We start from the raw sequence: 23,410 nt of genomic DNA on the forward strand, positions 1-23,410 counted from the left end.
TCTCCGGTCTGAATAGGTGTAGTGAGCAGAGCATTCGAAGTTTACAGGCCGTCAAACTTGTTTCCTTTCTGAACCTACTCATATGCTGCTTTTTCTTATTAACTCCTATGTTTTATGTATCCGCCCAGAGACCTTTTACTCTGGGCTTTTTTTATCTTTTGCGCTCAAACCGACCAACAAGACTTTTTAGTGCTAGTTTTATACACTACGCCTCTTTTTGACACCCAGCACATTAGACCATGAAACTCAGCGATACGCCCGTCACGCAACATCAAGTGGCTTCGATCCCCTTTTTTCTCAAGCGAGACGATCAACTGCACAGCCACTTCTCTGGTAACAAGGCACGCAAACTGATGTCAGTACTGAGCGGCGAGTGGCCAAAGGTGAAAACCTTGATTGGCTATGGCAGCGCACAGGCGAACTCCGCCTACTCGCTTGCCGCGCTTGCTGCAATAAAGGGCTGGGCGTTTGAGTTTTATGTCGATCGTATCCCCGCATGGCTAGAGCAGCAGCCGATGGGCAATTATCGCGGCGTGTTGGAGCTCGGTGGGCAAATCATCGCCGTCGGCGATTCAGGGCTAGAACCCACGAGCTACATCGAGCAAATCCGCCAACCTGATGAAACCTGCTTAGTGATCCCCGAAGGCGGCCGCTCTACTCTGGCAGAACCCGGTGTGGCAGGACTGGCGCGAGAAATTCTCTCTTGGACTCGTTATCATCCCGAGCACGAGTTTGTTGTCGCCCTACCTTCCGGGACCGGTACCACGTCGCTCTATCTGCAAAAAGCACTCAGATCGCACGGCATTGAGGTTCTGACTTGTCCGTGTGTGGGTGGGAGAGCCTACCTCGAAGCGCAGTGGCGAGCATTAGGTGAAGAGGTGTTTCCCACGGTTCTTGAACTCGAACAAAAGCATCACTTTGGCAAGTTGTATCAAGCGGACTATCGGATGTGGCAGCAACTGCTGGCCGACACCGATGTTGAGTTTGATCTGCTTTACGATCCCATGATGTGGCGCTGCCTGCTCAGCTGGTACCCAAATCACCCGCAAAAGACTATTCTCTATGTGCATCAAGGGGGATTGCTGGGCAACGAAAGTATGCTGGCGCGTTATCAACGCAAATTTGATGGTGTTTTAAGCCAACGCATCCCCTAAGTTCATCATCAACCAAAGAGTAAAAGGAGCGCAGCGATGCGATTGTGCACTCAAATTCTAAGTCTGTTGTTGGCTCTCGGCATGACTTATCCTGCGTTGGCAACCGTCATCACAACGCCGGGTAAACCGGTTGTCGGCGTCAACGCTTCGCGCCTTGCTGAGCACGTCTGCTACTACCAAGACCAAGCCTACTCATTGGGCGCCGTGATTGAAGTCAAGGATCACCTGCTGCGCTGCTCGAAAGCCAACGACTTTGAGAGCAATGGCGCGCTGAAATGGCAAAGCCTTAATAGCCAAGACGAAAGTAAAAGCGAGCAACCTGACGCTGACGCGAACAAATCTAAGCGTTATTCGGTCAACTAGCTCTGTGACGCCACTGCGCTGGATTCAGAGTGCGCAGGGCGAATCACCACACAAGCGGTATGACGCTGCTTGCCAAAACCGATGATCTGCGACAGCGCCGCTTTGCTGACCGTCACGTGCGCCGAGCCAACGGCATCCAGCTCAGATTCAGCGTGCGGATCATGAATGAAAAAGAACTGCTCGCTCATCCCACTCAGTACCACCCAGTGCGGCTCTTTGCTGCCATTAAAACGATAGGTGCTGATTAACAGCAAAATACTAGCCCCTTCTTCCACCCAGCGCTCCAACTGACTCTGTGACGGTGGAGAGTCGATGATATCCACGTCCTGCTCCGCCAACTGTTGGCAAAAATCCTGATGAACAATTTCAATCACTTGCTTCTTGTTGTCATCACGCACACTGTCGATAAATGGCGTTGACTGGGATTGGCTCCACAGCTCGACATGATACCCGCGTCGTGCCGCTGCCAGTGCCAACCCATGACCACTGCACCCACCGTGGCCTGACGCCATGAAAATCGTCGTCGCCTCGCGCCACAATTGCAACTCGGCACTGCGTGTCAGAGGTTGTGATTTATCGAAATGCGCAAAAGCCATTAGCAGCGACGCCGCGCCACAAGTAAATGGCGTGGTTTGCACATAAAGTGGCATATTTAACAAGGTCTTAGGTCCGTAATGACTTAAGCGTTTTTGCATTTTTAGCCCATCACACAAATCGTCGTAGTAATGGATCAGCAGCTTGAGGGTTTTATAGCCCAATTTCTTGTATAAATTTATCGCGCCTATATTGTCTTCGCGCACTTCTAGTCGTATTGTTGTGAAGCCTTTTTCGACGGCAGCGCGCTCACACATTTCGATCAACGATTGTGCAATATTTCGTCCCCGGTACTGTGGCATCACCGCGATGGAATAGAGTCTCGACAGTTGTGTTCCTTGGTGAAACAAAACTAATGCATAGCCAACCACCTGCTCATCGCACTGTGCTACGAACAAAGAAGAATGTTCAGATTGGATGAACCTTTTCATCTGCCGTGGTGAGATCCTATCACTGGAGAAAAGTGACTTTTCCAACTGATTTAACGCACTGAGATCTGTGATTTTCGATTGGCGAAAATTCATGTGATACCTTCAAAAAAGCTTATGCTAGTGTTTACCCATCATAGCGTTATTATTAAGGAACAAGATAGATGGCAAACTTATTAATTGTCGCCGACCAAACCAGTGATTGGCAGCAATATTTCCCGTCAGAACAAGTGGTGAGCGTGGCGCAATACCTCGACAGAGATTGGCAAACCACCCAACGTAATGTTCAAGTGGTCAACCTATGTCGCGATTACAGCTACATGAGCAGTGGTTACTACTGTTCGCTGATGGCCGAGGCCCGTCGTCACCGAGTGATCCCGACGGTCACTGCTATCAATGATATTTCTCAACCCCTGTTGATGTCATCTAATTTCCTCAAGCTGAGTAAACTGCCGAGTGACTTAACGACCTTGTCTTGCAAGATCTATTTTGGCCGTACGCAACAAGCAGGGCTTGAAAAACTTGCCCGTCAGCTTTTTGAGCAGTTTATGATTCCGATCATCGAGCTCAAGATGACCAAACATCAAACGCAGTGGCAAATCGAATCAGTGGCGGCTTTCCCGTTCCAAGAGCTAGAAGATCAAGAAGAAAACTTCTTTATCGAGTCGCTTGAGCTATTCTCAGACAAAGTTTGGCGCAAACCCAAGCAGGTGAAAAAATACCGCTATGATCTGGCAATGCTGGTCGATGAAGAGGAAAAAATGCCGCCATCGGATGCCTCTGCATTGAAGCGTTTTAAGCGTGCAGCGGATCGCTTGGGGATGAACCTAGAGACGATTGGCAAAGACGACATTTCGCGTCTTGGCGAATTTGATGGCTTGTTTATTCGCGCGACCACCAACATCAGCAACTTCACCTACCGCTTTGCCAAGACCGCCGAGAAGCTCGGCCTAGTGGTGATGGATGACTCTGAGTCCATCATGAAGTGTACCAACAAGGTGTTTTTGACTGAGTTGTTGAAAAACAACAAAGTCCCTGCGCCTGCAAGCGTGATTTTGAATCGCTTTGACCCAGACTGGCAAGACGATTTGCTGAGCGAGTTGAGCTTTCCTATGGTGCTTAAGATTCCAGATGGCGCCTTCTCTCGCGGTGTGGTGAAAGTTAAAAACCAAGAGGAGCTTGAGCGCGAAGCGGCGGCGCTGTTTGAGAAAAGCGCATTGATTTTGGCTCAAGCCTTTATGCCGACCGACTTTGACTGGCGAATTGGTGTTTTGAACCACCAAGCGATTTTTGCCTGTAAATACATGATGAGTCGTGGTCACTGGCAAATCTACCAACACCACAACAGTGGCCGTGTTTCATCTGGTAGTTTTGAGACGCTCGATCTTAAGCAAGTGCCAAAGAATGTCGTCGATGTGGCGGTCAAAGCAGCGAATCTGATTGGTCATGGTTTATATGGTGTCGACTTGAAAGAGATCGACGGTCAAGTCTACGTGATTGAAGTCAATGACAACCCGAGTATTGACCATCATGTTGAAGACGCTTTCCTTGGCGATCTTCTCTATGACCGCCTGATGACGGAGTTCCTGCGTCGTATCCAAATGCGCGGCTTCTAACCTATATCATCCGATCATTCGTATCAAAGCTTAATATCCTGCCTAAGTCACTCCGGTGGCTTAGGCATACTCCATCACATTGTCTTTCGCCATCGCATAGAGCTTTTTGTAATTGCTGTTGTTGCGCTCTTGTGCCGACATTTGCGCATGGACTACTCGATGGCAATCCGCCAACAAGTTAAATACCTCTCGGTAGTTGCGAATTCGAATGCGGTTATTAGCCAGTAGCTTGATGATTGCCAAGCTCACTTTGTAGGAGTTCGGCATCAGGGCTTTGAGCGTCGCGTATTGCTCTAAGTATTTCTCGCCTTCTTTTTCGTCGCGTTCGTTCCATTGCGCCATAATGCTTTTCACTCGCTGAATTTGGCGCTGCTTATCTTTGAAGCGGCTTTCAAAATTTGCCCACATGACGTGCTGGCTCTTCTTAATATGGGCAATTTGCTCGTCTCGAATCGCCATTTTGGCCTGCTGCAAGAGCACGGGAATGTCGTTAAACAGCGACAGGTGCTCCAGTAGATAGAGCCAATGAAAATAATCATAGAAATGCAGTGGCTCATCAACGGTGAGCTCAGAGATGAGCGACACGGCGCTGCGCATATCTTGCGACAACCAATGAATGTGTACATGCAGCAACGTCACTTGCACATCAAGATGACGACACTTTTCAAGCTCATCCAACTTACCATTGATGAGGTAGCGCTGAGCTTCAAACACGGCGGGCTTATCCTCATCAACGGCTCGATAGAGAAAACTGCGGACCGTGTTGAGCGTGATGTATTCACTTTGCCGGTAGGTATTTTCGTTCTTTTCGCTGTAGCGCTTAATGTAATAAAACGCGTCGTCATAATGAGCAATCGCTAGCGACAGATTGGAGAGAATCAACTCGCGCTCTGTCCCTGCCTCAAGCAGGTTGGTGGCCAATTTTAAATGTCCTATCGCCCCCTCTATGTTGTCGTTACGCACACACACCGCGGCCATCCCATCATGGTAGTAGGGATTATTATCTTGATTCGACAAGGTACTAAGCACATCCCTTGCCATATCAATCTCTTCTTGTTCAATCAGCACTTTACTCAATGCGGTTTTCACGCTGTCGCAATCATATTCATCGAGCAGCGCGCGATACTGCTGGGCCGCATCCTCATATTGACCTAACTGGGCATAGCATTGGGCTTTCAGGTGGCCAAGATGACGCCCATACTGCGGGTGAAACGGGTGCAGCTCATCACATACCTCTAGCGCCTGTTGGTATTGCTTGGCATAAATAGCGGCATAGACACTCGCCAGTGCCTTTTTCCGCTTGAGACCACTGTAAAGACGCGCAGAGAGAAAGGGCTTATTGAAGGGCTTAAGCCAATAATCATCCGGGTTACAGTCAATGATGGTACGCACGATTTGCGGTTGGTTTTCACCGGTTAAAAAGGCGAAAAAGAGATCGCTTTTGAGCAGTTGTAAGTGATGCAACTCTTCGAGCAGTTGGTAGCCGTTGATCTGGCTATTGAAGTTCACATCACAAATCACGATGTCGAACGCAATCTGCTTGCAGTGATTAATCACCTCATTTGGCCGATAGGCACAAACAACGTTGCTGCTATCAAAGCCAATCTCTCTTAGGATCAACAAGATAGAGTTGCACACTAAACGCGAGTCATCCGCGACCAATACTTTAAGCTGGCTAACATTGATCCCATTCATGGCCCTGCATCCTCCGATGTCGGCATCGATTGCCAGTTCACGACATGCTCAATGCTTTGGCTTAGGTTTCGTGAAAATAGGATAAGCGCCGGCTCACCCTGCGCCGGTAGAGAACTGGCTTGCAATAAGTGATGCGCCTCACTCGCCAATAAGTGGTGACCCACCATCGCCGCGCCGCCCTTGATCTTATGCAGCAAAGCGCGAACAGCCGCGACATCCTCCCGTTCAAGCGCTTGCGTTAAACCGGTGGCGTCTTCTTGCATCACATCGATATAGCACTGCGCCATCATCGGCCTTGTGCTTGGCTCAAAGGCATCTAGCCACGCCGTGTGATCGTTAGGCTGGATTTGCTGCATCACCTCTTACTTACCCCCCCGCTTGCCTTTGTCTTGATAGAGATTTTCATCCGCCATGATCAGCGCATGGTCTAGCTCATCATCTGGCCGTTTAAACGCCACACCCACGCTCACGGTCACCGCGATGTTCATCGGTCTTAACAGCTGAGCCGATACCTGCTGTTGCAACTTCTCTTTGAGCTCTAACACACGAGGTGGAGTACACCCCGGCAAGATGGCGAGAAACTCATCACCGCCCGAGCGAACAAGATAGTCGGAGTCGCGGAAAACACGCTTCATCGCGTTGGCAATGTGTTTAATCGCTTCATCGCCGGTATGGTGTCCATATTCGTCATTGATGGTTTTGAGTTTGTTGCCATCCACGGCCAAGATAGCCAGAGTTTCACTGTGTGTTTTTTCTATAAACTTGCGAGTATTGAATACCTTGCGGTTATACAGCCCTGTCATCTCATCACGGTGTGACTCTTCGTACACTTTGGCGATATTGGCTTTCGCCTCACGCAGTTTGGCGTAGTGATTCACCCCAAGTAGCGAGACACACCAAAGCAAGAAAAAGGCGGGTAACGTATCAAGCAACAACTTGCTGACCGGATAATTGAAACTGAGCACCGATTTGTTATCAATCACATAGTGCGAGCGAAAGCCCAGCTCTGCCAACGGGTAGTCCGGGTAACTGATTTGCACATAATTAAGCTCGCCCACATTGCCTGAGCTGTACGTCGCTTCTTCACCAAATTTTGAACCAAACGCGTACATATCTACGCTCACATCACCCATCACTTCACCACGATGCAACACGGGGCTCGACAGCGTTATTGTCGGTTCGCCTGAAATCATATCCTGGTAGATTTTTGATACTACTAAGCGATCTGAAAGCGCCTCTGCGGTGGAAAATCGAGAACAAATTCGAAAGCGTTCGCAGCGCTGATCGTGGATGGCGCGTGTACCCAAGTCAATTTGCCCCATATCGCTGAAAAAGATGAACTTTCCCTGCCCTTGAAACGATTGGTAGTAGGTCGCAGAGCGATCATCGAGTAAAAACGCATTCATATTGCCAAAGGCATAAATCAGTGAGGACAACACCACTTTCTCATCGCGATTTAGCTGGTGCGACTCTCCGGTCAGTGGGTAAACGTAGGTCTTAATGCCATATTGACCGATATTGTTGTACGTCTCCTCCAACACCGCCTCATCAATATGAAAAACCGTATTCACAAACAAAGAGGTGTAAATCAGGCGCTGCTTTTGAGTATCGATGCTTTCCGTCAGCAGCTTGAAGTCGTTTTTTTTCGTGCTGACTTGCACATAGGAGTAGGCAAAAAACAGCAAGACATAGGTGATAAACGCCAACGCGCAAGACTTCGTCAGCACGCTGACACGACTCACTTTTTTGCTAATCATAATGCCGCAACCTTGTTGAGCTCCATTAAGTTGCCCACACCATATTTGTCTAAAAGACGCTTCTTATAGGTGCTCACGGTTTTGTCGCTGATCGACAGAATATGCGCGATCTCCTTGTTGGTTTTTCCGCGCAGTAAATGGTTCATCACGACGGCTTCACGATTAGAGAGATCCACTTTCTCGCGCTCAGGGCTCGGAGTTGATTTGAACTTGAAGAAGGTATAGCCGTTGAAGATCCCTTCTACTGCATCACGCAAGATCTCTTGCTGCTCCGACTTACACACATAACCGTCAGCGCCTGCTTTAAACGCCAATTCGCTAAACAGCGCGCTCTCTTCCGCCGAATAGAACAAGACCTTACCGTGATAGCCATGAGACTTAATGCGGCGGTAGAAATCGTATCCATCGACATCAGTGAGATTGATGTCCAAGATAAGCAAGTCCACCGCCCCTGACTTAATAGTATTGAGCGCGCTCTTGGCGTTGTTGGCCACAGAGACACTGTCAATAAAGGGTAAGGTTGAGATGGTGGCGCGAATCGCCACTCCCACCAGTGGATGGTCATCAAACACTAAACAGCGACATTTACTCATAATAAGCTCTCTACTAAATTAGGTTGGCAAAGCGGCAGCTCTGCCAAAGGAACAGGTTTACTGACCAAGTAGCCTTGGCAGGTATGCACACTCAACCCGCGCAATACATCCCACGATTGCTTCGTCTCCACACCTTCTGCCACAACATGAATGTTGAAAGATTGCGCAAGTTGGCTGATAAACGTCACGATGCGCTGCTTTTTGGTGTCGTTCTCAAGACCAAGCACAAAGGTGCGGTCTATCTTGATTTCGTTAAATGGGAAGGCATACAAGTTCTCCAACGAGGAGTAGCCTGTACCAAAATCATCAATCGCGACATTGATGTGATTGACGCGCAGCTTGGCTAAATTTTTGTATAGCGCACGATTTTTCTGGTACGAGTACTCTTCGGTGATTTCTATCGTCAGACGCTGCGGATCCACTCGGTGCTGACGACACAGCGTCAGCACATGATCGGCAAAATTGGGGTTCTCCAGATTCGCTTGATCGGCGTTCACGGAGACTTTGGCGGGCAGCAAACCCTGCTGCATATCCATGAGCGCGTTGAGCAATACGGTATCAAACAGCTCGTTCGACAACTGGCATCGCTCCACCATAGGAAGAAAGGTATCGGGGAAGAGCGTGCCATGCTCTGGGTGTTGCCATCTCGCCAGCGCTTCAACGCCCACTACCTCACCAGTATTGAAATCCACTTGAGGCTGATAAAAATTGCAAATGTCCCCCGCAGCCAATGCGAGCAAAAACTCCGCATCCGTTAGCGTTAGCGCGCGTTGAACGAATGTGCGCGGGGTCGGTTTGATGTAGGAAAATAGAGCGCTTAATTCGGCCTCAACAAAAGGCTTACTGATCTGGGCAATAAGGTCAAAACTGTAACCCTGACACATGGCTTTCACGGTAGAGAGCACAGGTTGATCTAGCCCACTGAGAATGGCGACATGTCCAGAAAAACCGACCTCATTGAGCGCTTCAAGCATGTCGATACCATCTCGACCGGGCATGCTCAAATCACACAAGATCAACTGGTAATCCCGTTCACTCACTGATGCCATCGCCGCATCTACCGAGGTAAAACTGTGAATATCACTCACCCCGAGTTGGCGTAGCGCTCTGTCCAGCATTTTTAGCTGTAAGGGGTGGTCGTCTAATAACATCACTGTGTGTGTCATGATTGGGTTCTCCAGCGGTCTACCGCGGCTACCTCTTGCGTCAGACTATCAATCAATGACGCGACTCCCTGAGAGAATGAGTGAGCAGAAGAGTGCTCTATGTGTTGACACTGAGTCACCAGTGACATGAGCCCAACGGCTGCCAAGCCGCCTTTAATGCTGTGTATCGCCTTACGAAGCACATCGATATCATCACTGTCTCGCAGCACCTTTAAATCTTGATTCATCGACTGCACAAACAGCGCCGAAAATTCGGCTTGTTCGCTCTCGCTTAACTGAGCGAGCCAAGCAGGCATGGCGCGGGTTTCGTTCGCCTCTTCGGGCAGATACAAGCCAAGCAGAGCGCGTAATTGCGCCATTGAATAAGGCTTGCAAAGGACATGGTCCAAGCCGCTTTGGCTGGCAAGCTCCGTCGCCACTCGCGAATCTTCTGCGGTGAGGCCAATCACGGGTAACGCACTCAGTGTCGAGTCTTGACGAATGTGACGCGTCAAGGCAAAACCGTCCATGATGGGCATATGAAAGTCAGTCAGCAGCACATCGATATCCTGGTGCTGAGCAAGATAAGCCAACGCTTGTTCGCCGTTATCGACTATCTTGGCGTCAACGCCCAACTCAGCCAGTTGCATCGCGATGATGTTTTGATTGATGAGGTTATCTTCCGCTACCAAGACACATCCGCTCAGCGCGGGACTTGCAGGCGCATCCTTAGCCGCTGAAGTGGAGGTCGATGTCTGACGCGTGCGCTCCGTCAAGGCTTTAAGCACCAGATGAGGGTAGCGATAGTGCTGACTCGGCATCTCATGTACGTCATCACTCAAACCTCGAATCTGAAGATGATGGTTTTCAAGCATCATCACATCCGCTTGACTCTCACAGGCTTTCAGCCCCCAGGCGCGAAACCACTGTGTCATTTCTACAGGTAAACCTGATTCGTTGTAGCTCACATCGCTCAATATCGGATCTAAGCGAGCACTGGGTTTGAGTGGCAGCTGTAAGCGAAACACACTGCCAACATTGACGATGCTTTCGATATTTAATGACCCACCCATGCAGGCCACCAGCTTATCAACAATGCTCAGCCCTAAACCGGTGCCGCCAAATTGGCGCGTCACGCCATCGTCGGCTTGGGTAAACGGCTGAAAAATCTTTTCTATTTGGCCGCGCGTCATTCCGATGCCGCTATCAGAGACCGTCACGTTGAGTGCCCGATCAGTGGCGGATGCATCAATTTTAATGAAGCCCGTCTGGGTGAACTTAATCGCGTTAGACATCAAGTTGTTGATGATTTGCACCACTCGCACATCATCAATCACGCCATAACGCTGGGCAAAGGGTAAAAATGCCACGCGACACTCCAGCCCTTTGCTCTGCGCTGCACTTTCAAAGGAACGAACCGTCTCCCCCACCACCTGAAGCAGATCGGTCTCAACCGGATTCACACGCAACTGATTGGCGTGCAATTTGGAAAAATCGAGCACTTCATCCACCAGCTGATTGAGGTGACGGGTCGATTGTTTGGCTTGTTCCACCAGTTCAGACACATCAGCATGCAACGGCTTGGTTTGCATCAGCTCCAATAGCCCTTGCGCTGCCGCTATGGGAGTGCGCAGCTCATGGCTCATGGTTGCCAAAAAGCGCTCACGAGAGACGACCGCTTCCTGCGCATATTGCTTCGCTTTGAGAAGCTCGGCTTCTTTCGCTTTGTGCTCGGTGATGTCGTTGAGCACCGTCAACACAAAGCGATTGTTTGAGCTCGGAGACGTGATCATTTTACGTTGGCGGAAAATGTGCGACACCGACAGACGGCAATCTTGAGTTTGGTGATAATCTGCGATCAGTTCACCCGCCAATACCCGCTCCACTTCTTGCGCATTATCGACCAAAGGCGACTGCGCGCTACGACTGGCCACGGTGCACCCGTTGCAATCGCCACGTTGAACGTGCTCGCAGTTACTCAGCACCATCTGGTTGCGGCTGTCATGAATAAATACCCAACTGTCGAGCTCTGAAATAATGGTCTTCAACCACTCTTTTTCGTTCTCTTCTTGATTTGCACTTGCCTCAGCCAAGCCCACTTTGAGCCTGAGGTTAGAGATAATAAAGTAGGTCAGCAGCGCCGCCAGCAACACCAATGTCAGCACAGCGCCAGCAACCTGCACCACTTGCTTGTCGTCATAGCCGTAGATGAAGTTGATTTGGCGATAGCCTCGCATCAGCTTCGCCATCTCGTTAACGTCAATGGTGCTAAATACACTGTCGAGCAATCGCTTCAACTGCGGGGAGTTTTTCACCGCAAACGCGAGGTGCACTTTTAGAGGCTCACGCTCGTTGATTTCGAGCCCGCCGACATCGCTTCGTACCACCAAACTGTGCGCGATATCTTTAGGGATATAAGCAAAATCAATCGCTTGAGATTTCAAATCTGCAATCAGCGTTTTCAGGGTGTCGTATTGTTTGATCTGGCGATCTCGCCACCCGGTAAGATGGACAAATCCTTGGTGCTCACTGCTGGTCAAAACGCCGACAATGTCATGCCCCTGATGTTGAGGCACGTCACCTTCACGGGTCACGGCAACATAGTTGAGGGACAAAAAGGGCTCAGTCAGTTGCCACTTCGCCATCGGTTTTTCATCGGTATACGCCACGGGGACCAAATCGGCGTTATAGCCTGACAGGCTCCCTTCATCGAGATGATCAGGCTCTACATGGGTAAACTCGAGCCCTGTCCGCGAGCGAAGCAGTTGGAAGAAATCATGCAAAAAGCCATCAAGCTTGCCGTCTTCACCACGAAACAGAAACGGATAGGCGGTGGTCGCGGCGCTATAAGTGATCGGCTGTTCGGCGCTATGGGTACGGTGAAAATCGTTCAGTTTGAGTTCAACCGAGTGATAAGGGTTGTCGGAGACTATCGAGCGAACGTTATCTCCCTGCTCTTCTAAATTCAGCACCTGATTGACGCGATCGACAAGGCTTTGATATTTGGCGGTGGTGATCAAGCGCACTTTCTCGCTCTTGACCCACTCTGGCGTCGCCAATGTACCTTTGACGATGTCATGGCCATCAAGAAAGGTGTTTAAGACCACGAAACTGGAGATAAGCGCATCACTCAACCCCAACTCCATCGCTTGCTTGGCATCATCAAGATCGCGGGCATAGTGAATGTTATCAATGCCCGCCGATTTGAGCTGTTCGCAATGGGAAGTGCCGCGAATGCATGACCAAGCAAGAGATTCAGGCGCATGTTTGGCGAGGTGACGATCGGCGTACCACACCGCCACACTGCTAGTGAAAAAAGGTTTAGAGAAGATAAATCGCTTGGCTCGCTCCTCGGTGTGGCTAAAGCCCACCGCCCCGACCACTTCATCACGCTCAATCGCATCCAGCAGTGCAGACACCGTCGGGTAGCCTTTCAGTTCTACCTTCAACTTCAGCGCGTTGGCAATGTTGACCAGATAGTCTTGATTGATGGCGTCAAATGCATTGATGCCATCGCGGTGGGTACCCATCGCTCCCTCTTTTGACACGATACCAAACACCAACGTCGCCCTTTGTGGCTCGCTGGTCGGCGCTACTGGCGCAGTTTTGGTCGCATTCACCTCACCTGTACCTAAACCAAGCAGGCAGAGCGCGCACAGCACCATCACGCGCAGGCGCGGCATGTGAAATCGTGTTTGAAAACGTGGCATCATAAGTCTTTCCTACTCTACTGATCGGCAAGACTAGGGATATAGGAAGCAAAGTCAAACGAGCACGTTTGGCACCTTGATTTTAACTAATTGTTAAATATAGATAATTTTAAATTTTGTAGGAAGAGTATGACACGAGTTCGGGAGATACCAGACAAATCAACTCTGTCAGAAAAGAAGAAAATTGACGCTCTCTAGGCTCAGTAATGACAGAAAAGCCGAAGTGACCCGACATACGGTTCACTTCGGCTTTCGTTGAGGGCAGCACGCTTATTCAACTTGCCCAAAAGAGCGTAACCAGCCTAACAGCTGAGCTCTTATAACTCAGTCATAAAGGTGCCGGTTGGGCTAATCGGCAGGTATTTTTCATAAAACGCCTGGTATTGACCAGCAGGGTCTAAATCACTGAACAGGGATGGGTAAAGAATTTTCGCGTAGAACTGAATCATCGCGCCATCAAGAATCGTACGGCATGCACCGTGATACGCCGCAAACATACGCTGGTTTTGCACCGCAGATAGGGTTGACCAACCGACGCGCTGCTGAAATCCGGCTAAACGCTGCTTCGCTAGCGCTTCATCCACACCTTGCCCCATGACCATAGAGTCATCGGCGCTGCCTGATTCATAGCCTGTCATCACAATCACTTCTGGATTCGCAGCGAGGATTTGCTCTGGGTTGAGTTTGCCCCACCACTCGACGTATGGAGCGGAGATATTGTCACCGCCCGCCATGGTCGCAATCGCACCCCACATGTTTTTGCCAAAGGTGTAGCCAGTTTCACTCACGCCCGCCGCACCATATTCGGTGTAGACACGCGGCTTAGGCAGGTTGGCTTTCGCGAGACGCTCGCTGATCATCTCTACGTTTTTCTGGTACTCATCAGCAATGGTTTGTGCGCGCGCTTGCTGACCAGTGATGACCCCAATCAGCTTAGTGCTTTGCACATGGCGCTCCACCGTTTGGGCGTTGTAATCCACAACGACCACTGCGATCCCGGCACTTTGCATACGCTCAACATCCGATTCAAGTGCCTTAAATTGCCAATCCGCCAGTAGCACGACGTCGGGATTCAAGCCGATCACTTTTTCTACCGAGAAGGTGTTGGTGTCTACACGTCCGATTTCGGGGATCTCATCAAGAGAGGGGCGGTGCTTGACATACTTCGCCCAGCTCGCCGAACGTGCTTGCCAAATGTATTTAGACATGCCAACCACACGGTCATACGCCGCTTCCGTGCCTATTGCCATATAATCTTCAGGGTAAAATCCTACGACGGCTCGTTGCGCCGGTGCATCAAAGGTCACCTCACGTCCTAGAACGTCAGTTACTGTGGTGGTTTGGGCAAAAGTGAAACCGCTAAAACAGAGTGCGGCAAACATCATTAACTGTTTAATCATTGGGTCAATTCCTTGTTGTTTTGCGACATATTAATCCCTTTATTAATGATAATGCAACTAACTATCATTAATGGTAATATCACCACCTTTATTTATGCGAATACGCCCTTTTGTACAGGTAAGATGACGTGGAATCTGTCGCCTTAGAACAGTTAATCAAGCAGCAGCGCCGCAACGAGAAGCAACGCGTAGGCGTCATTATCGCCTTTGCTTGTCTGATTGTGATGACGTTTGTTTTTGACATCATGACCGGGCCTTCGATGCTCAATGCATCCAAAGTCCTCTACTCATTATTGGAATGGATTGGCTTGCCGTATCAAGTCGATGCATCCACGCAAATCATTGTCACCAACCTGCGCTTGCCCATCGCTTTGATGGCGATCGTCGTTGGCGGCGCACTTGGCGTTGGCGGTGCAGAAATGCAGACGTTACTGAACAACACCATGGCAAGCCCCTACACCTTAGGCATGGCCGCCGCCGCTGGTTTTGGCGCGGCTATCACTCTGTACATGGGATCTTGGGGGATCAGCAGCAACTATGCGGTGCCACTCGGCGCGTTTTTGTGTTGTATGCTGTCGGCGTGCTTTTTGTTCTCTCTCGCATCGGTGCGTCATATTAGCTCTGGCCAGCTGATTCTTGCCGGCATTGCGCTGCTGTTTCTGTTTCAATCGCTGCTCTCGTTGGTGCAGTTTGTCTCCTCCCCTGAACTCAGTCAGCAGATTCTATTTTGGCTCTTTGGTAGCCTGTCGAAAGCAACGTGGAATAACCTAGCCATTACTGCGGCGGTGGTCTTATTGGGCGGCGTGTTGCTGATGAAAGATGCGTGGCAACTCACCGCGCTGCGCCTTGGGGAAGAGCGGGCAAAAAGCGTTGGCGTTAACATCAAACGGCTGCGATTAAAAACTCTGTTTATCGTCGCGGTGATCACCGCAACCGTGACCAGTTTTGTTGGGATCATCGGATTTGTCGGCATTGTCGCCCCCAATATGGCGAAATCCATGGTGGGTGAAGATCAGCGATTCTTTTTGCCGATGTCGTTTTTGGTTGGGGCATTTTTGCTCTCAGGCGCCTCTGTGCTATCTAAAATCATCGTGCCAGGCGCGCTATTTCCCATTGGCATAGTCACCGCCATTATTGGCGTGCCTTTCTTCTTCTGGCTTATCTTGGCGAAGCGAGGTTAATGGTGCTGGTTGCGGATCATATTCACATTCATATCGATAATCTCACGCTAGCGGATAACATCAGCTTTGAGCTCAATCCCGGCCAAGTCACTGCGGTACTGGGTCCCAACGGCGCCGGAAAGAGCACACTCTTGAAAGCGCTGTTTGGCGATATTGACCTCTCTCAAGGTGCCATTCGTCATCAAGAGACCACGCTCAACCCGAAAGCTCTCGCTCGCTGGCGTGCTCGCTTTGGCTACATGCCGCAAGACATTCACCTTGAAGTGAGTTTGAGTGTGATAGAAGTGGTACTGATGGGCAGGCTCGATAGTTTGAGCTTGCGCATTGATGATGATTTACTCAAGCAAGGGCTGCACATTCTCAACAGTATTGGCATGGCCCATTTGGCGAATCGTAACGTTAGCTCACTCAGTGGCGGTCAACGGCAGATGATTTTGTTCGCCCAAGCTATCATGCGCAACCCGCAGATCATGTTACTTGATGAGCCCGTTAGCGCATTGGATCTTCACCACCAGCATGTCTTGCTTGATCACTTAGTGAAACAGACACGCGAGCAGCAGTTTGTCAGCATTATGGTGCTGCACGATCTTAATTTGGCGGCGCAATACGCCGACCATCTTCTGGTCATCAAACAGGGGCAATTGGTCGCCAGCGGCGCGCCCAATGCCATTTTGACCACAGAGCTGGTGAAGTCCATCTACAATGTGGATGCCACGGTTCATCATGATAACGATGGCGTACCCTTCATACGTACTCTAAAAGCCAGTTAACGCACGCTCACCGCTCAAAAAAAGCCCCAGCATTAAGCTGGGGCCATTTCGACTAAACAATAAACTTGTTGAGTGCTGATGATTGCTCTTCGACAAGGCGCGTCTGTTGCTCGACTAAGTTAGACGTTTCCAACGTACGTTCTGCTACTTGGCTCGACAGATCTTTGATGTTCACCGTATTGCTGTTGATCTCTTCAGCCACCAAGCTTTGCTCTTCCGCCGCGGAGGCAATTTGGATATTCATTTCGGTGATTTGCGACACCGCATCTTTAATGCGATGCAGTGACTCATTGGCACTGTGCGCGTGCTCTACCGTCTCCATCGCCAGATCGTAGCTCTGAGTCATCGCCGAAGCCGTCGTGTTCGCGCCCGCTTGTAAGCGTTCAATCATAGCGCGAATCTCGGTGGTCGATTCCGTCGTGCGCTGCGCTAAGGTGCGAACTTCATCCGCTACTACTGCAAAACCGCGTCCTGAATCGCCCGCACGCGCCGCTTCAATCGCCGCGTTCAATGCAAGCAGGTTGGTTTGGTCAGCAATGCCATTTATTACGCTGACGATAGATTCAATGCTGTCGGTTGAGGCTTCCAGTTCACGGACACTTTTCGACGCGCGCTCCATCTGCTGCGCCAGCGTTTGGATAGAATCAGACGTCAGCGAGACGATGCTGGTGCCCTCTTCTGCAGCGTGATCCGCCGATTGCGCAGCGTGCGCGGCGCTCTGTGCATTCTCTGCCACCAACGCACAGGTCGTCGACATCTCATTCATCGCAGTCGCCAACTGCTCCACTTCTTGTACTTGAGTGTCCAGTAGGATTCGTGAATCGTTCGCCGCGATATTGGTCGATTCCGCCACATGAGTGACATCGTGCGCTGTGCGTTGGCTGTCTTTAATCAGCGCTTGAATCGTCGCCACAAAGTTGTTGAAGCTTTTCGCTAGCTGGCTAAATTCTTCATCGGTATTGGTATCAAGACGCTTGGTCAAGTCACCATCGCCACTTGCAACGTTGTCCATCGCTGCACTCAGTTGACGCAATGGGCGGGTTAGCCAAGCGATGATCGCCAAGAAAACCGCTAAACTGAGGAACATCAAGAGAGTGGCAATGATCATCGAGCTTGTGCTCATGTTCTGCAAAGGAAGATGTGTCTGCTCAAAATCGACGAGGATGCCGACAAACCAGCGTGTATCAGGCACTGGCTGGTAGGTGACATAGTAATCTCGCCCATTAACAGGCAAGATCTTAACATCATTGCTAATCGCACCATTTGCAATGAAACGAGTCAGAGGCTGACCATTAAATTGCGCGTTTGGGTGACCAATGATGGTGCCATTTTCATGAACAATGAATAGCATGCTGTGTGGCACGTCAGCCTCATTGACAGTGGCTGACAACACAGAAAGGTCAACATCAAAAAAGCTTACTGCCTCAAGCTGACCACTCTGGTAAATCGGTTGTGACACAGAGATCAATACCGCGCCTGTGCCTTCATCCACATACGGCTCTGTCACCACTCGTTGACCCACGCGCTTTGCGTCCACATACCAAGGGCGAGTGCGAGAATCCCAGTCACTCGGTGGCGTCCAACTGGCATCATTGTGCACAATTCGGCCATCATCTTCATATCCGACTCCGGCGGTAACAAAGACATGATTCAGTGCCGATTGATTGAAAATAGTATGAACACTCTCTTGAGGTGCGTTCGCCGTCAACTCCGATAGGTAATCAGCAAAGTCATATTTGGCCTTCATGGTTTCCGACAAATTATCAGCTACCTGTTTCATCGAGAGGTCAATCATTGTTGAGATAGAACTCTCCACTTCTTTACTCAATGCACGGTAGTTAAGGGTCGATAATAGACTCAACGACACTAAACATATCGCTGATCCTGCTACGATCAGTTTGGTACGAAATTTCATAATTCCTCGGAGACAAATAAGCATGCTCGTGCGAGTGTAGCGAAGTGCATATTTTATGAGGAATATCGGTTATTCCTCATACAGTAACGAGGTACACATTGGCTCCGTACCAATACCAAACAGCAAAAAGCCCACCGAAGTGGGCTTTTGGGAGTTAGGCTTTAGACGTCGTGTTACCAAAGCATCTATCTTTATCACACAATCGGTCTTTGTCCGCGATCCATCAGCTTCATGAGCACGTTATCGGCGGCTTCTCCGGCAATGCCGGCCAGCTTGGATGACAGCTTTTTCTTTTGTGTGTAATGGATCGCCAAAACGGTTTTTTCCTTGCAGGCGGTGGCGATAAGGTCATCGGAAGTGTTGATTTCATCCACCAAGCCCAGCTTGTGCGCTTGTGTGCCGAACCAGTGTTCACCGGTGGCGACTTTCTCCAACGCTAACTCTGGGCGATGTTCACGGATAAAATCTTTAAAGAGATCGTGCGTCTCTTCAAGCTCTTGTTTGAATTTTTCACGCGCTTTGTCGGTGTTTTCGCCAAACATAGTGAGCGTGCGTTTGTACTCACCAGCAGTCAGCTGCTCATAGTCGATGTCGTGCTTTTTCAGCAGCTTATTGAAATTTGGCAACTGGGCAATCACGCCAATAGAGCCGACAATCGCAAACGGTGCCGAGACAATTTTGTCCGCAATGCACGCCATCATATAACCGCCGCTGGCCGCTACTTTATCGACCGCGATGGTCAGTGGAATGCCCGCGTGCTTGATGCGATCCAATTGCGAAGAGGCCAAGCCATAGCCGTGCACCATGCCACCACCCGATTCAAGACGCAGCAGCACTTCATCTCCCTCACGGGCCACGGCAAGAATGGCGGTCACTTCTTCACGGAGTGAAGCCACCTCTTTCGCATCAATGCTACCCTTAAAATCCAACACAAAAAGATGCGGCTCGCGCTGGCTGTCTAACTCACCCGCTTTACTGGCCTGTTTAATGGCTTTCTCGCGCGCTTTGGTCTCTTCTTTCTGGCTCTTCTTCTCCGCCTTGTCGCGCGCTTTCAAAAACGCATCATCATGCAGATGATGTTCGAGGGTATCGACAGTGTGTTTATGCTGTTCACTGAGGTTGGTCACCTCCAGTTCACCTTTGGCACTTCCACTCTTGCCACCCGCGGCTTTGGCTATCACTAAAATCGCAATAATCGCGACCACAACAGTCACAATCTTGGCTAAAAACAGCCCGTACTCCAACAAAAATTCCAATGTGAATATCCTCTCCTAGGCGAATTGGTGTATTGTAACCACCTTGTCACGAAGACTTAAAGCAGAAGATTACAATAAGGATGCACATCGTGGATTATGCTGTCTCTTCAGATGCCCTGAAAGGTAAGGTTATTCTGGTTACTGGCGCGGGAGCCGGTATTGGTAAACAAGCGGCGCTCTCTTATGCAGAGCATGGCGCAACGGTGATTCTCCTTGGCCGCACCGTCAAAAAACTCGAAGCCACCTACGACGAAATTGAAGCCGCCGGCTACCCTCAGCCAGCGATTATTCCTCTAGATATGAAAGGCGCCAGCAAGCAAAACTATCTGGATATGGCCGATACGATTGAGAGCCAGTTTGGACGTCTTGATGGTGTGCTGCACAACGCCAGTTTGCTTGGCGTGATCAGTCCGTTTGATCAAATCGGTGAGGACACCTATGACGACGTGATGCAAGTCAACGTCAAAGCGCCCTTTTTGATGACGCAGGCCCTGCTGCCTTTGCTGCGTCAATCCGACGATGCGCGCATTGTCTTTACCTCATCCACCGTGGGTCACAGTGGCCGCGCGTTCTGGGGCACGTATGCGATGTCCAAATTTGCAACCGAAGGCATGATGCAAGTGTTGGCGGATGAGCTCAGTGACTCGACTATTCGTGTTAATGCCATCAACCCAGGCGCGACCCGCACAGGCATGCGCGCAAAAGCCTACCCAGCGGAAGATGCCGATTTACTCAAAACACCGCTCGATCTGATGCCCCTGTATCTCTACTTGATGGCACCAGAAGGTCGCGCCGTCAACGGTCAGTGTATTGACGCGCAACCGAAAAAATAATCACCAATAAACGCCGACTTCTCAACGCCTTGCACTCTGTGTGAGGCGTTTTTTTATTCACTCACACCACGAGGATCTTGTCGATCGTTGATAAACAATTATACTGTATATATATACAGGTAAATAGTTATGTATGAACTGATCGAACATCTTAAGCAAAAACAATGGCTTTGGCAGGGTAATCAAACCTTAGCAGAGCAAGACCACTACACCACTGGCTATGATCTGCTTGATCAAAAACTCAGCGGCGGCTTCCCGAAGCAAGGTGTGGTGGAGCTGAGCTCGCCCGCTGCTATTGGTGAGCTGCGCCTGTTGCTTCCCCATCTAAGAAACACCACTCAAGAGCGGTTGTCGGTCTTTATTCAGCCGCCGGGGTATCTATGCGCCGAGCAGCTCATCCGCGAAGGGTTCGATATGAATAAGATTTTGCTCCTCTACCCACGCGAGCACAAAGAGGCGCTGTGGGCCGCTGAACAATGTTTAAAAAGCGGCGCTTGCAGCAATGTGCTGTTATGGTCAAGCGAGTTAGAAGTGCACCAAGCTCGGCGTTTGCAAGTCGCCAGTGAACGCGGTGATAGTTTGTCTTTTTTGTTCAAATCCGAGCAGCACAGCCAGGCATCACTGCCGGTGAGCTTAAGCCTTGCCCTGCGCCCGCACCCTTTGGGCTTAGAGGTCACCATCACCAAACGCCGCGGCGGATGGCCACACGCCAGTTTTGTGCTGGATATGAGCCGCACTTGGCCAGCACTGACGCAGGCTCGCTCGCCATCAAGCGCTGACGTTCTCCCCTTTCCACTGAGGCAGCAAGGCTAACGATGACGCTCTGGTTGTATCTCCATTTTCCGTCCTTGCAACTGGACGCGCTGTTTCACACGCCGCAAGGTGATCCGCTGGTGATTGTCGATCCTCAACGCTTTAGGGTTGTGCAGTTAAATGCAGCGGCTCATGCTCAAGGGATCCAACCTGGCATGGGGCTAGGCAGCGCCAGTGCGCTTTGCCCGACTCTGCAAGTGCACCCTTATGATGCCGATGTCGAGCATAAGTTGTTACTGGAACTGGCGCAGTGGCTCTATTTCGTCACCTCTGACATTGCGCTCTATCCCCCCAATGGCTTGCTACTTAAAGTTACCGATATGCTGACCTTATACGAGGGGTTGGATAAGTATTGGCAGCAGCTCAGTCAGCACCTCACGCGCTGGTCGGTGGATGGAAAAGAGACAGAAGAGATCGATTGCAACGCGCCGATGCGCCTTCACTATCACTACGCCACGGGGTTTTCTCCGCTGTGCGCCATGCTATTGGCCAAATCGGGTACAGACATGATTGAAGAGCGTCAAGAGAGACTCCATCAAGCCCTTTTACCGTTTGCTCTGCACGCGACCGAACTCGCCCCCTCGCAAGTGGATAAACTCGCGCGCGTCGGGATAACCACACTCGAACAACTGCTGGCATTGCCAATGCAAGATATTGCCCGCCGCTTTGATATTGATTTGGTCAACTATGTTGGGCGCTTGATGGGCCAATTTAAGCATCCGGTAGATTTCTACCATCCGCCCGAGTCCTTCCAGCGTTATCTGGAACTGCTGTTTGAGATTGAGACCATCGCGTGGCTCACTCGCCCTTTGCAACGCCTGCTCAATCAACTGGAAACCTTCCTTATGCTGCGCAATCAAGTGGCCTATGAGCTCACACTCACACTGCATCAACGGGAAGGACAAGAGGCGCAGATTCACTTTACCTCCGCCAGTGGTGATTATCTGGCCACGCGCTGGATGACGCTGTGCCAGCTGACGTTGGAGTCGATGAAACTCGACGCGCCAGTACAAGGACTGACACTCGAGTTAGTACGCGGCGGCGAATTAGAATCCACCAGCCCCAACCTGTTTGGCAAAAAGCAGGGCCAACAGAGCGAGTTGGAGCTCATCAGCCTACTGCAAGCCAAGTTGGGCACGCAGCAGGTACGTAAAATCGCCCTCACCGCCGATCCTAGACCGGAAAAATCACTGGCGCTGCGCGAGCCAGAGCGCCCCGTTCCAACCTCTCTGGCTACGCCGAAGTTTCGCCCTTTGGTGTTACTCGACAACGCTCAGCCACTGGAAGAGAACGTCACCTTGATTCAAGGACCCGAACGCATTGCAACCGGATGGTGGGATGGTGACAGCATCACTCGGGATTACTTCATCGCTCGCAGTGAGGTTGGGCGCTGGTTGTGGGTCTATCGCACCCCGCAGCGGCAGTGGTTTTTGCATGGCCTATTTTGTTAGCACTGAACCCAAGAGAAAAGCATGTCGTACGCTGAGCTTTACTGCCAAACCAATTTCTCGTTTCTGACCGGCGCTTCTCACGCAGAGGAGCTGATCTTACAGGCGGATTTTCTTCGCTATCACTCACTGGCCATTACCGATGAGTGCTCCGTCGCGGGCGTGGTGCGCGCCTACAGTGCCGTTAAGCAGCACCAACTCGGGATTCATTTGATTGTCGGCAGCGTATTTTGGTTGAACCCCCATTGCCACGTGGTGTTACTCTGCCCTAGCCGTGAAGCGTACGCCGAGCTGTGCCGGATTATTACCAATGCGCGTCGGCGCTCAGAGAAAGGGCAATATCAACTATCAGAGTGGGATCTGATGTCCGTTCGCCACTGTTTTGTACTTTGGCTCCCCACCCACCACAGCGAAGATAGCCGCTGGGGACGCTGGCTCCATCAACATCATGCTGATCGCTTGTGGATTGGTGTTCAGCGCCATCTTAAAGAAGACGATCACGCCTACTTAGCCCATTGTGAGCAGCTCGCCGAATCGCTTCATTTACCCATTACGGCGTGCGGCGGCGTATTGATGCACAGCGCAACACGCCTGCCTTTGCAACATGTCCTCACCGCGATTCGTCTTGGTCAAAGTGTTGAACAGGTCTCTGCGCATTTGCTCGCCAACACAGAGCGCAGCCTGCGCAGCCAAGATAAGCTCAACAAACTGTTTAAAGCCGAATGGCTAGCGGAGAGTG

The 23,410-nt window shown here is 50.6% G+C and carries 19 protein-coding genes; 9 read left to right on the forward strand and 10 right to left on the reverse strand.

All coding sequences use genetic code 11. The annotated features are described in order from the left end of the window. Positions 1 to 239: 239 nt before the first annotated feature. Entirely contained in the window at positions 240 to 1,154 is a 915-nt protein-coding gene (locus AC6R1O_RS18945; protein ID WP_500657627.1) for a 1-aminocyclopropane-1-carboxylate deaminase/D-cysteine desulfhydrase, read from the forward strand. A gap of 36 nt (positions 1,155 to 1,190) precedes the next feature. Further along, positions 1,191 to 1,517, forward strand: coding sequence for a DUF1496 domain-containing protein (locus AC6R1O_RS18950; protein WP_500657628.1), 327 nt, complete (start codon positions 1,191 to 1,193; stop codon positions 1,515 to 1,517). On the opposite strand, the gene AC6R1O_RS18955 is transcribed toward AC6R1O_RS18950, so the two are convergent. Then, positions 1,514 to 2,635, reverse strand: a complete 1,122-nt coding sequence (locus AC6R1O_RS18955; RefSeq protein ID WP_500631653.1) for a GNAT family N-acetyltransferase/peptidase C39 family protein — start codon at positions 2,633 to 2,635, stop codon at positions 1,514 to 1,516. The genes AC6R1O_RS18950 and AC6R1O_RS18955 overlap by 4 nt on opposite strands. Positions 2,636 to 2,703: 68 nt before the next feature. On the opposite strand from AC6R1O_RS18955, the gene AC6R1O_RS18960 reads away from it, so the two are divergent. Continuing rightward, the gene (locus AC6R1O_RS18960; RefSeq protein WP_487902368.1) at positions 2,704 to 4,155 is read left to right on the forward strand and encodes a RimK family ATP-grasp domain-containing protein; all 1,452 of its coding nucleotides are present in this window, start codon (positions 2,704 to 2,706) and stop codon (positions 4,153 to 4,155) included. A 60-nt stretch (positions 4,156 to 4,215) separates the two neighbouring features. Here the strand turns inward: AC6R1O_RS18960 and AC6R1O_RS18965 are convergent, their stop codons facing one another. From AC6R1O_RS18965 to AC6R1O_RS18995, 7 genes are all read right to left on the reverse strand, one after another. Further along, positions 4,216 to 5,850, reverse strand: coding sequence for a response regulator (locus AC6R1O_RS18965; RefSeq protein WP_500657629.1), 1,635 nt, complete (start codon positions 5,848 to 5,850; stop codon positions 4,216 to 4,218). Further along, positions 5,847 to 6,206 (reverse strand): Hpt domain-containing protein, encoded by a 360-nt coding sequence (locus AC6R1O_RS18970; RefSeq protein WP_500633519.1) that lies wholly within the window; start codon positions 6,204 to 6,206, stop codon positions 5,847 to 5,849. Before AC6R1O_RS18970 ends, AC6R1O_RS18965 begins: the two co-directional genes overlap by 4 nt. Positions 6,207 to 6,212: 6 nt before the next feature. Then, positions 6,213 to 7,607 carry a sensor domain-containing diguanylate cyclase gene (locus AC6R1O_RS18975; protein ID WP_500633518.1) on the reverse strand — a complete coding sequence of 465 codons (1,395 nt, stop codon included), beginning with the start codon at positions 7,605 to 7,607 and terminating at the stop codon, positions 6,213 to 6,215. Then, on the reverse strand, positions 7,604 to 8,200 hold the full coding sequence (locus tag AC6R1O_RS18980) for a response regulator (protein ID WP_500633517.1): 597 nt from the start codon (positions 8,198 to 8,200) through the stop codon (positions 7,604 to 7,606). Before AC6R1O_RS18980 ends, AC6R1O_RS18975 begins: the two co-directional genes overlap by 4 nt. Then, on the reverse strand, positions 8,197 to 9,366 hold the full coding sequence (locus tag AC6R1O_RS18985; RefSeq protein ID WP_500633516.1) for an EAL domain-containing response regulator: 1,170 nt from the start codon (positions 9,364 to 9,366) through the stop codon (positions 8,197 to 8,199). The genes AC6R1O_RS18980 and AC6R1O_RS18985 overlap by 4 nt, the downstream gene beginning before the upstream one ends. After that, positions 9,363 to 13,058, reverse strand: a complete 3,696-nt coding sequence (locus AC6R1O_RS18990; RefSeq protein WP_500633515.1) for an ATP-binding protein — start codon at positions 13,056 to 13,058, stop codon at positions 9,363 to 9,365. Before AC6R1O_RS18990 ends, AC6R1O_RS18985 begins: the two co-directional genes overlap by 4 nt. A gap of 314 nt (positions 13,059 to 13,372) precedes the next feature. Beyond that, positions 13,373 to 14,455: an ABC transporter substrate-binding protein gene (locus tag AC6R1O_RS18995; protein WP_500633514.1), complete on the reverse strand. Its 1,083-nt coding sequence runs from the start codon at positions 14,453 to 14,455 to the stop codon at positions 13,373 to 13,375. Between the two features lie 128 nt (positions 14,456 to 14,583). On the opposite strand from AC6R1O_RS18995, the gene AC6R1O_RS19000 reads away from it, so the two are divergent. Continuing rightward, positions 14,584 to 15,636, forward strand: coding sequence for a FecCD family ABC transporter permease (locus tag AC6R1O_RS19000; RefSeq protein WP_334568275.1), 1,053 nt, complete (start codon positions 14,584 to 14,586; stop codon positions 15,634 to 15,636). Beyond that, on the forward strand, positions 15,636 to 16,406 hold the full coding sequence (locus AC6R1O_RS19005) for an ABC transporter ATP-binding protein (RefSeq protein WP_500631663.1): 771 nt from the start codon (positions 15,636 to 15,638) through the stop codon (positions 16,404 to 16,406). Before AC6R1O_RS19000 ends, AC6R1O_RS19005 begins: the two co-directional genes overlap by 1 nt. Before the next feature lie 52 nt (positions 16,407 to 16,458). Here AC6R1O_RS19005 and AC6R1O_RS19010 read toward each other — a convergent pair whose 3' ends face one another. Then, positions 16,459 to 18,321, reverse strand: a complete 1,863-nt coding sequence (locus AC6R1O_RS19010) for a methyl-accepting chemotaxis protein (RefSeq protein ID WP_500633513.1) — start codon at positions 18,319 to 18,321, stop codon at positions 16,459 to 16,461. A 194-nt stretch (positions 18,322 to 18,515) separates the two neighbouring features. Beyond that, entirely contained in the window at positions 18,516 to 19,577 is a 1,062-nt protein-coding gene (sohB, locus tag AC6R1O_RS19015) for a protease SohB (RefSeq protein ID WP_500631665.1), read from the reverse strand. Between the two features lie 89 nt (positions 19,578 to 19,666). Here sohB and AC6R1O_RS19020 point away from each other — a divergent pair, with 89 nt between their 5' ends. The 4 genes from AC6R1O_RS19020 to AC6R1O_RS19035 all read left to right on the forward strand — a co-directional run. Then, the gene (locus tag AC6R1O_RS19020) at positions 19,667 to 20,410 is read left to right on the forward strand and encodes a YciK family oxidoreductase (RefSeq protein WP_500629691.1); all 744 of its coding nucleotides are present in this window, start codon (positions 19,667 to 19,669) and stop codon (positions 20,408 to 20,410) included. A gap of 129 nt (positions 20,411 to 20,539) precedes the next feature. Continuing rightward, a complete protein-coding gene (gene imuA / locus AC6R1O_RS19025; protein WP_500633512.1) occupies positions 20,540 to 21,223 on the forward strand; it encodes a translesion DNA synthesis-associated protein ImuA in 684 nt (227 codons plus the stop codon). Between the two features lie 2 nt (positions 21,224 to 21,225). Continuing rightward, on the forward strand, positions 21,226 to 22,674 hold the full coding sequence (locus AC6R1O_RS19030; RefSeq protein WP_500657630.1) for a Y-family DNA polymerase: 1,449 nt from the start codon (positions 21,226 to 21,228) through the stop codon (positions 22,672 to 22,674). Between the two features lie 21 nt (positions 22,675 to 22,695). Continuing rightward, a partial coding sequence (locus tag AC6R1O_RS19035; RefSeq protein WP_500657631.1) for a PHP domain-containing protein occupies positions 22,696 to 23,410 on the forward strand: 715 nt, incomplete at its 3' end.

Source organism: Vibrio sp. R11-SG3-ISO3-SZ (assembly GCF_059834345.1).

Coding starts and splice junctions, on each gene's coding strand:
- AC6R1O_RS18945 (WP_500657627.1), top strand. CDS start 240: ATGAAACTCAGCGATACGCCCGTCACGCAACATCAAGTGGCTTCGATC.
- AC6R1O_RS18950 (WP_500657628.1), top strand. CDS start 1,191: ATGCGATTGTGCACTCAAATTCTAAGTCTGTTGTTGGCTCTCGGCATG.
- AC6R1O_RS18955 (WP_500631653.1), bottom strand. CDS start 2,635: ATGAATTTTCGCCAATCGAAAATCACAGATCTCAGTGCGTTAAATCAG.
- AC6R1O_RS18960 (WP_487902368.1), top strand. CDS start 2,704: ATGGCAAACTTATTAATTGTCGCCGACCAAACCAGTGATTGGCAGCAA.
- AC6R1O_RS18965 (WP_500657629.1), bottom strand. CDS start 5,850: ATGAATGGGATCAATGTTAGCCAGCTTAAAGTATTGGTCGCGGATGAC.
- AC6R1O_RS18970 (WP_500633519.1), bottom strand. CDS start 6,206: ATGCAGCAAATCCAGCCTAACGATCACACGGCGTGGCTAGATGCCTTT.
- AC6R1O_RS18975 (WP_500633518.1), bottom strand. CDS start 7,607: ATGATTAGCAAAAAAGTGAGTCGTGTCAGCGTGCTGACGAAGTCTTGC.
- AC6R1O_RS18980 (WP_500633517.1), bottom strand. CDS start 8,200: ATGAGTAAATGTCGCTGTTTAGTGTTTGATGACCATCCACTGGTGGGA.
- AC6R1O_RS18985 (WP_500633516.1), bottom strand. CDS start 9,366: ATGACACACACAGTGATGTTATTAGACGACCACCCCTTACAGCTAAAA.
- AC6R1O_RS18990 (WP_500633515.1), bottom strand. CDS start 13,058: ATGATGCCACGTTTTCAAACACGATTTCACATGCCGCGCCTGCGCGTG.
- AC6R1O_RS18995 (WP_500633514.1), bottom strand. CDS start 14,455: ATGATTAAACAGTTAATGATGTTTGCCGCACTCTGTTTTAGCGGTTTC.
- AC6R1O_RS19005 (WP_500631663.1), top strand. CDS start 15,636: ATGGTGCTGGTTGCGGATCATATTCACATTCATATCGATAATCTCACG.
- AC6R1O_RS19010 (WP_500633513.1), bottom strand. CDS start 18,321: ATGAAATTTCGTACCAAACTGATCGTAGCAGGATCAGCGATATGTTTA.
- imuA (WP_500633512.1), top strand. CDS start 20,540: ATGTATGAACTGATCGAACATCTTAAGCAAAAACAATGGCTTTGGCAG.
- AC6R1O_RS19030 (WP_500657630.1), top strand. CDS start 21,226: ATGACGCTCTGGTTGTATCTCCATTTTCCGTCCTTGCAACTGGACGCG.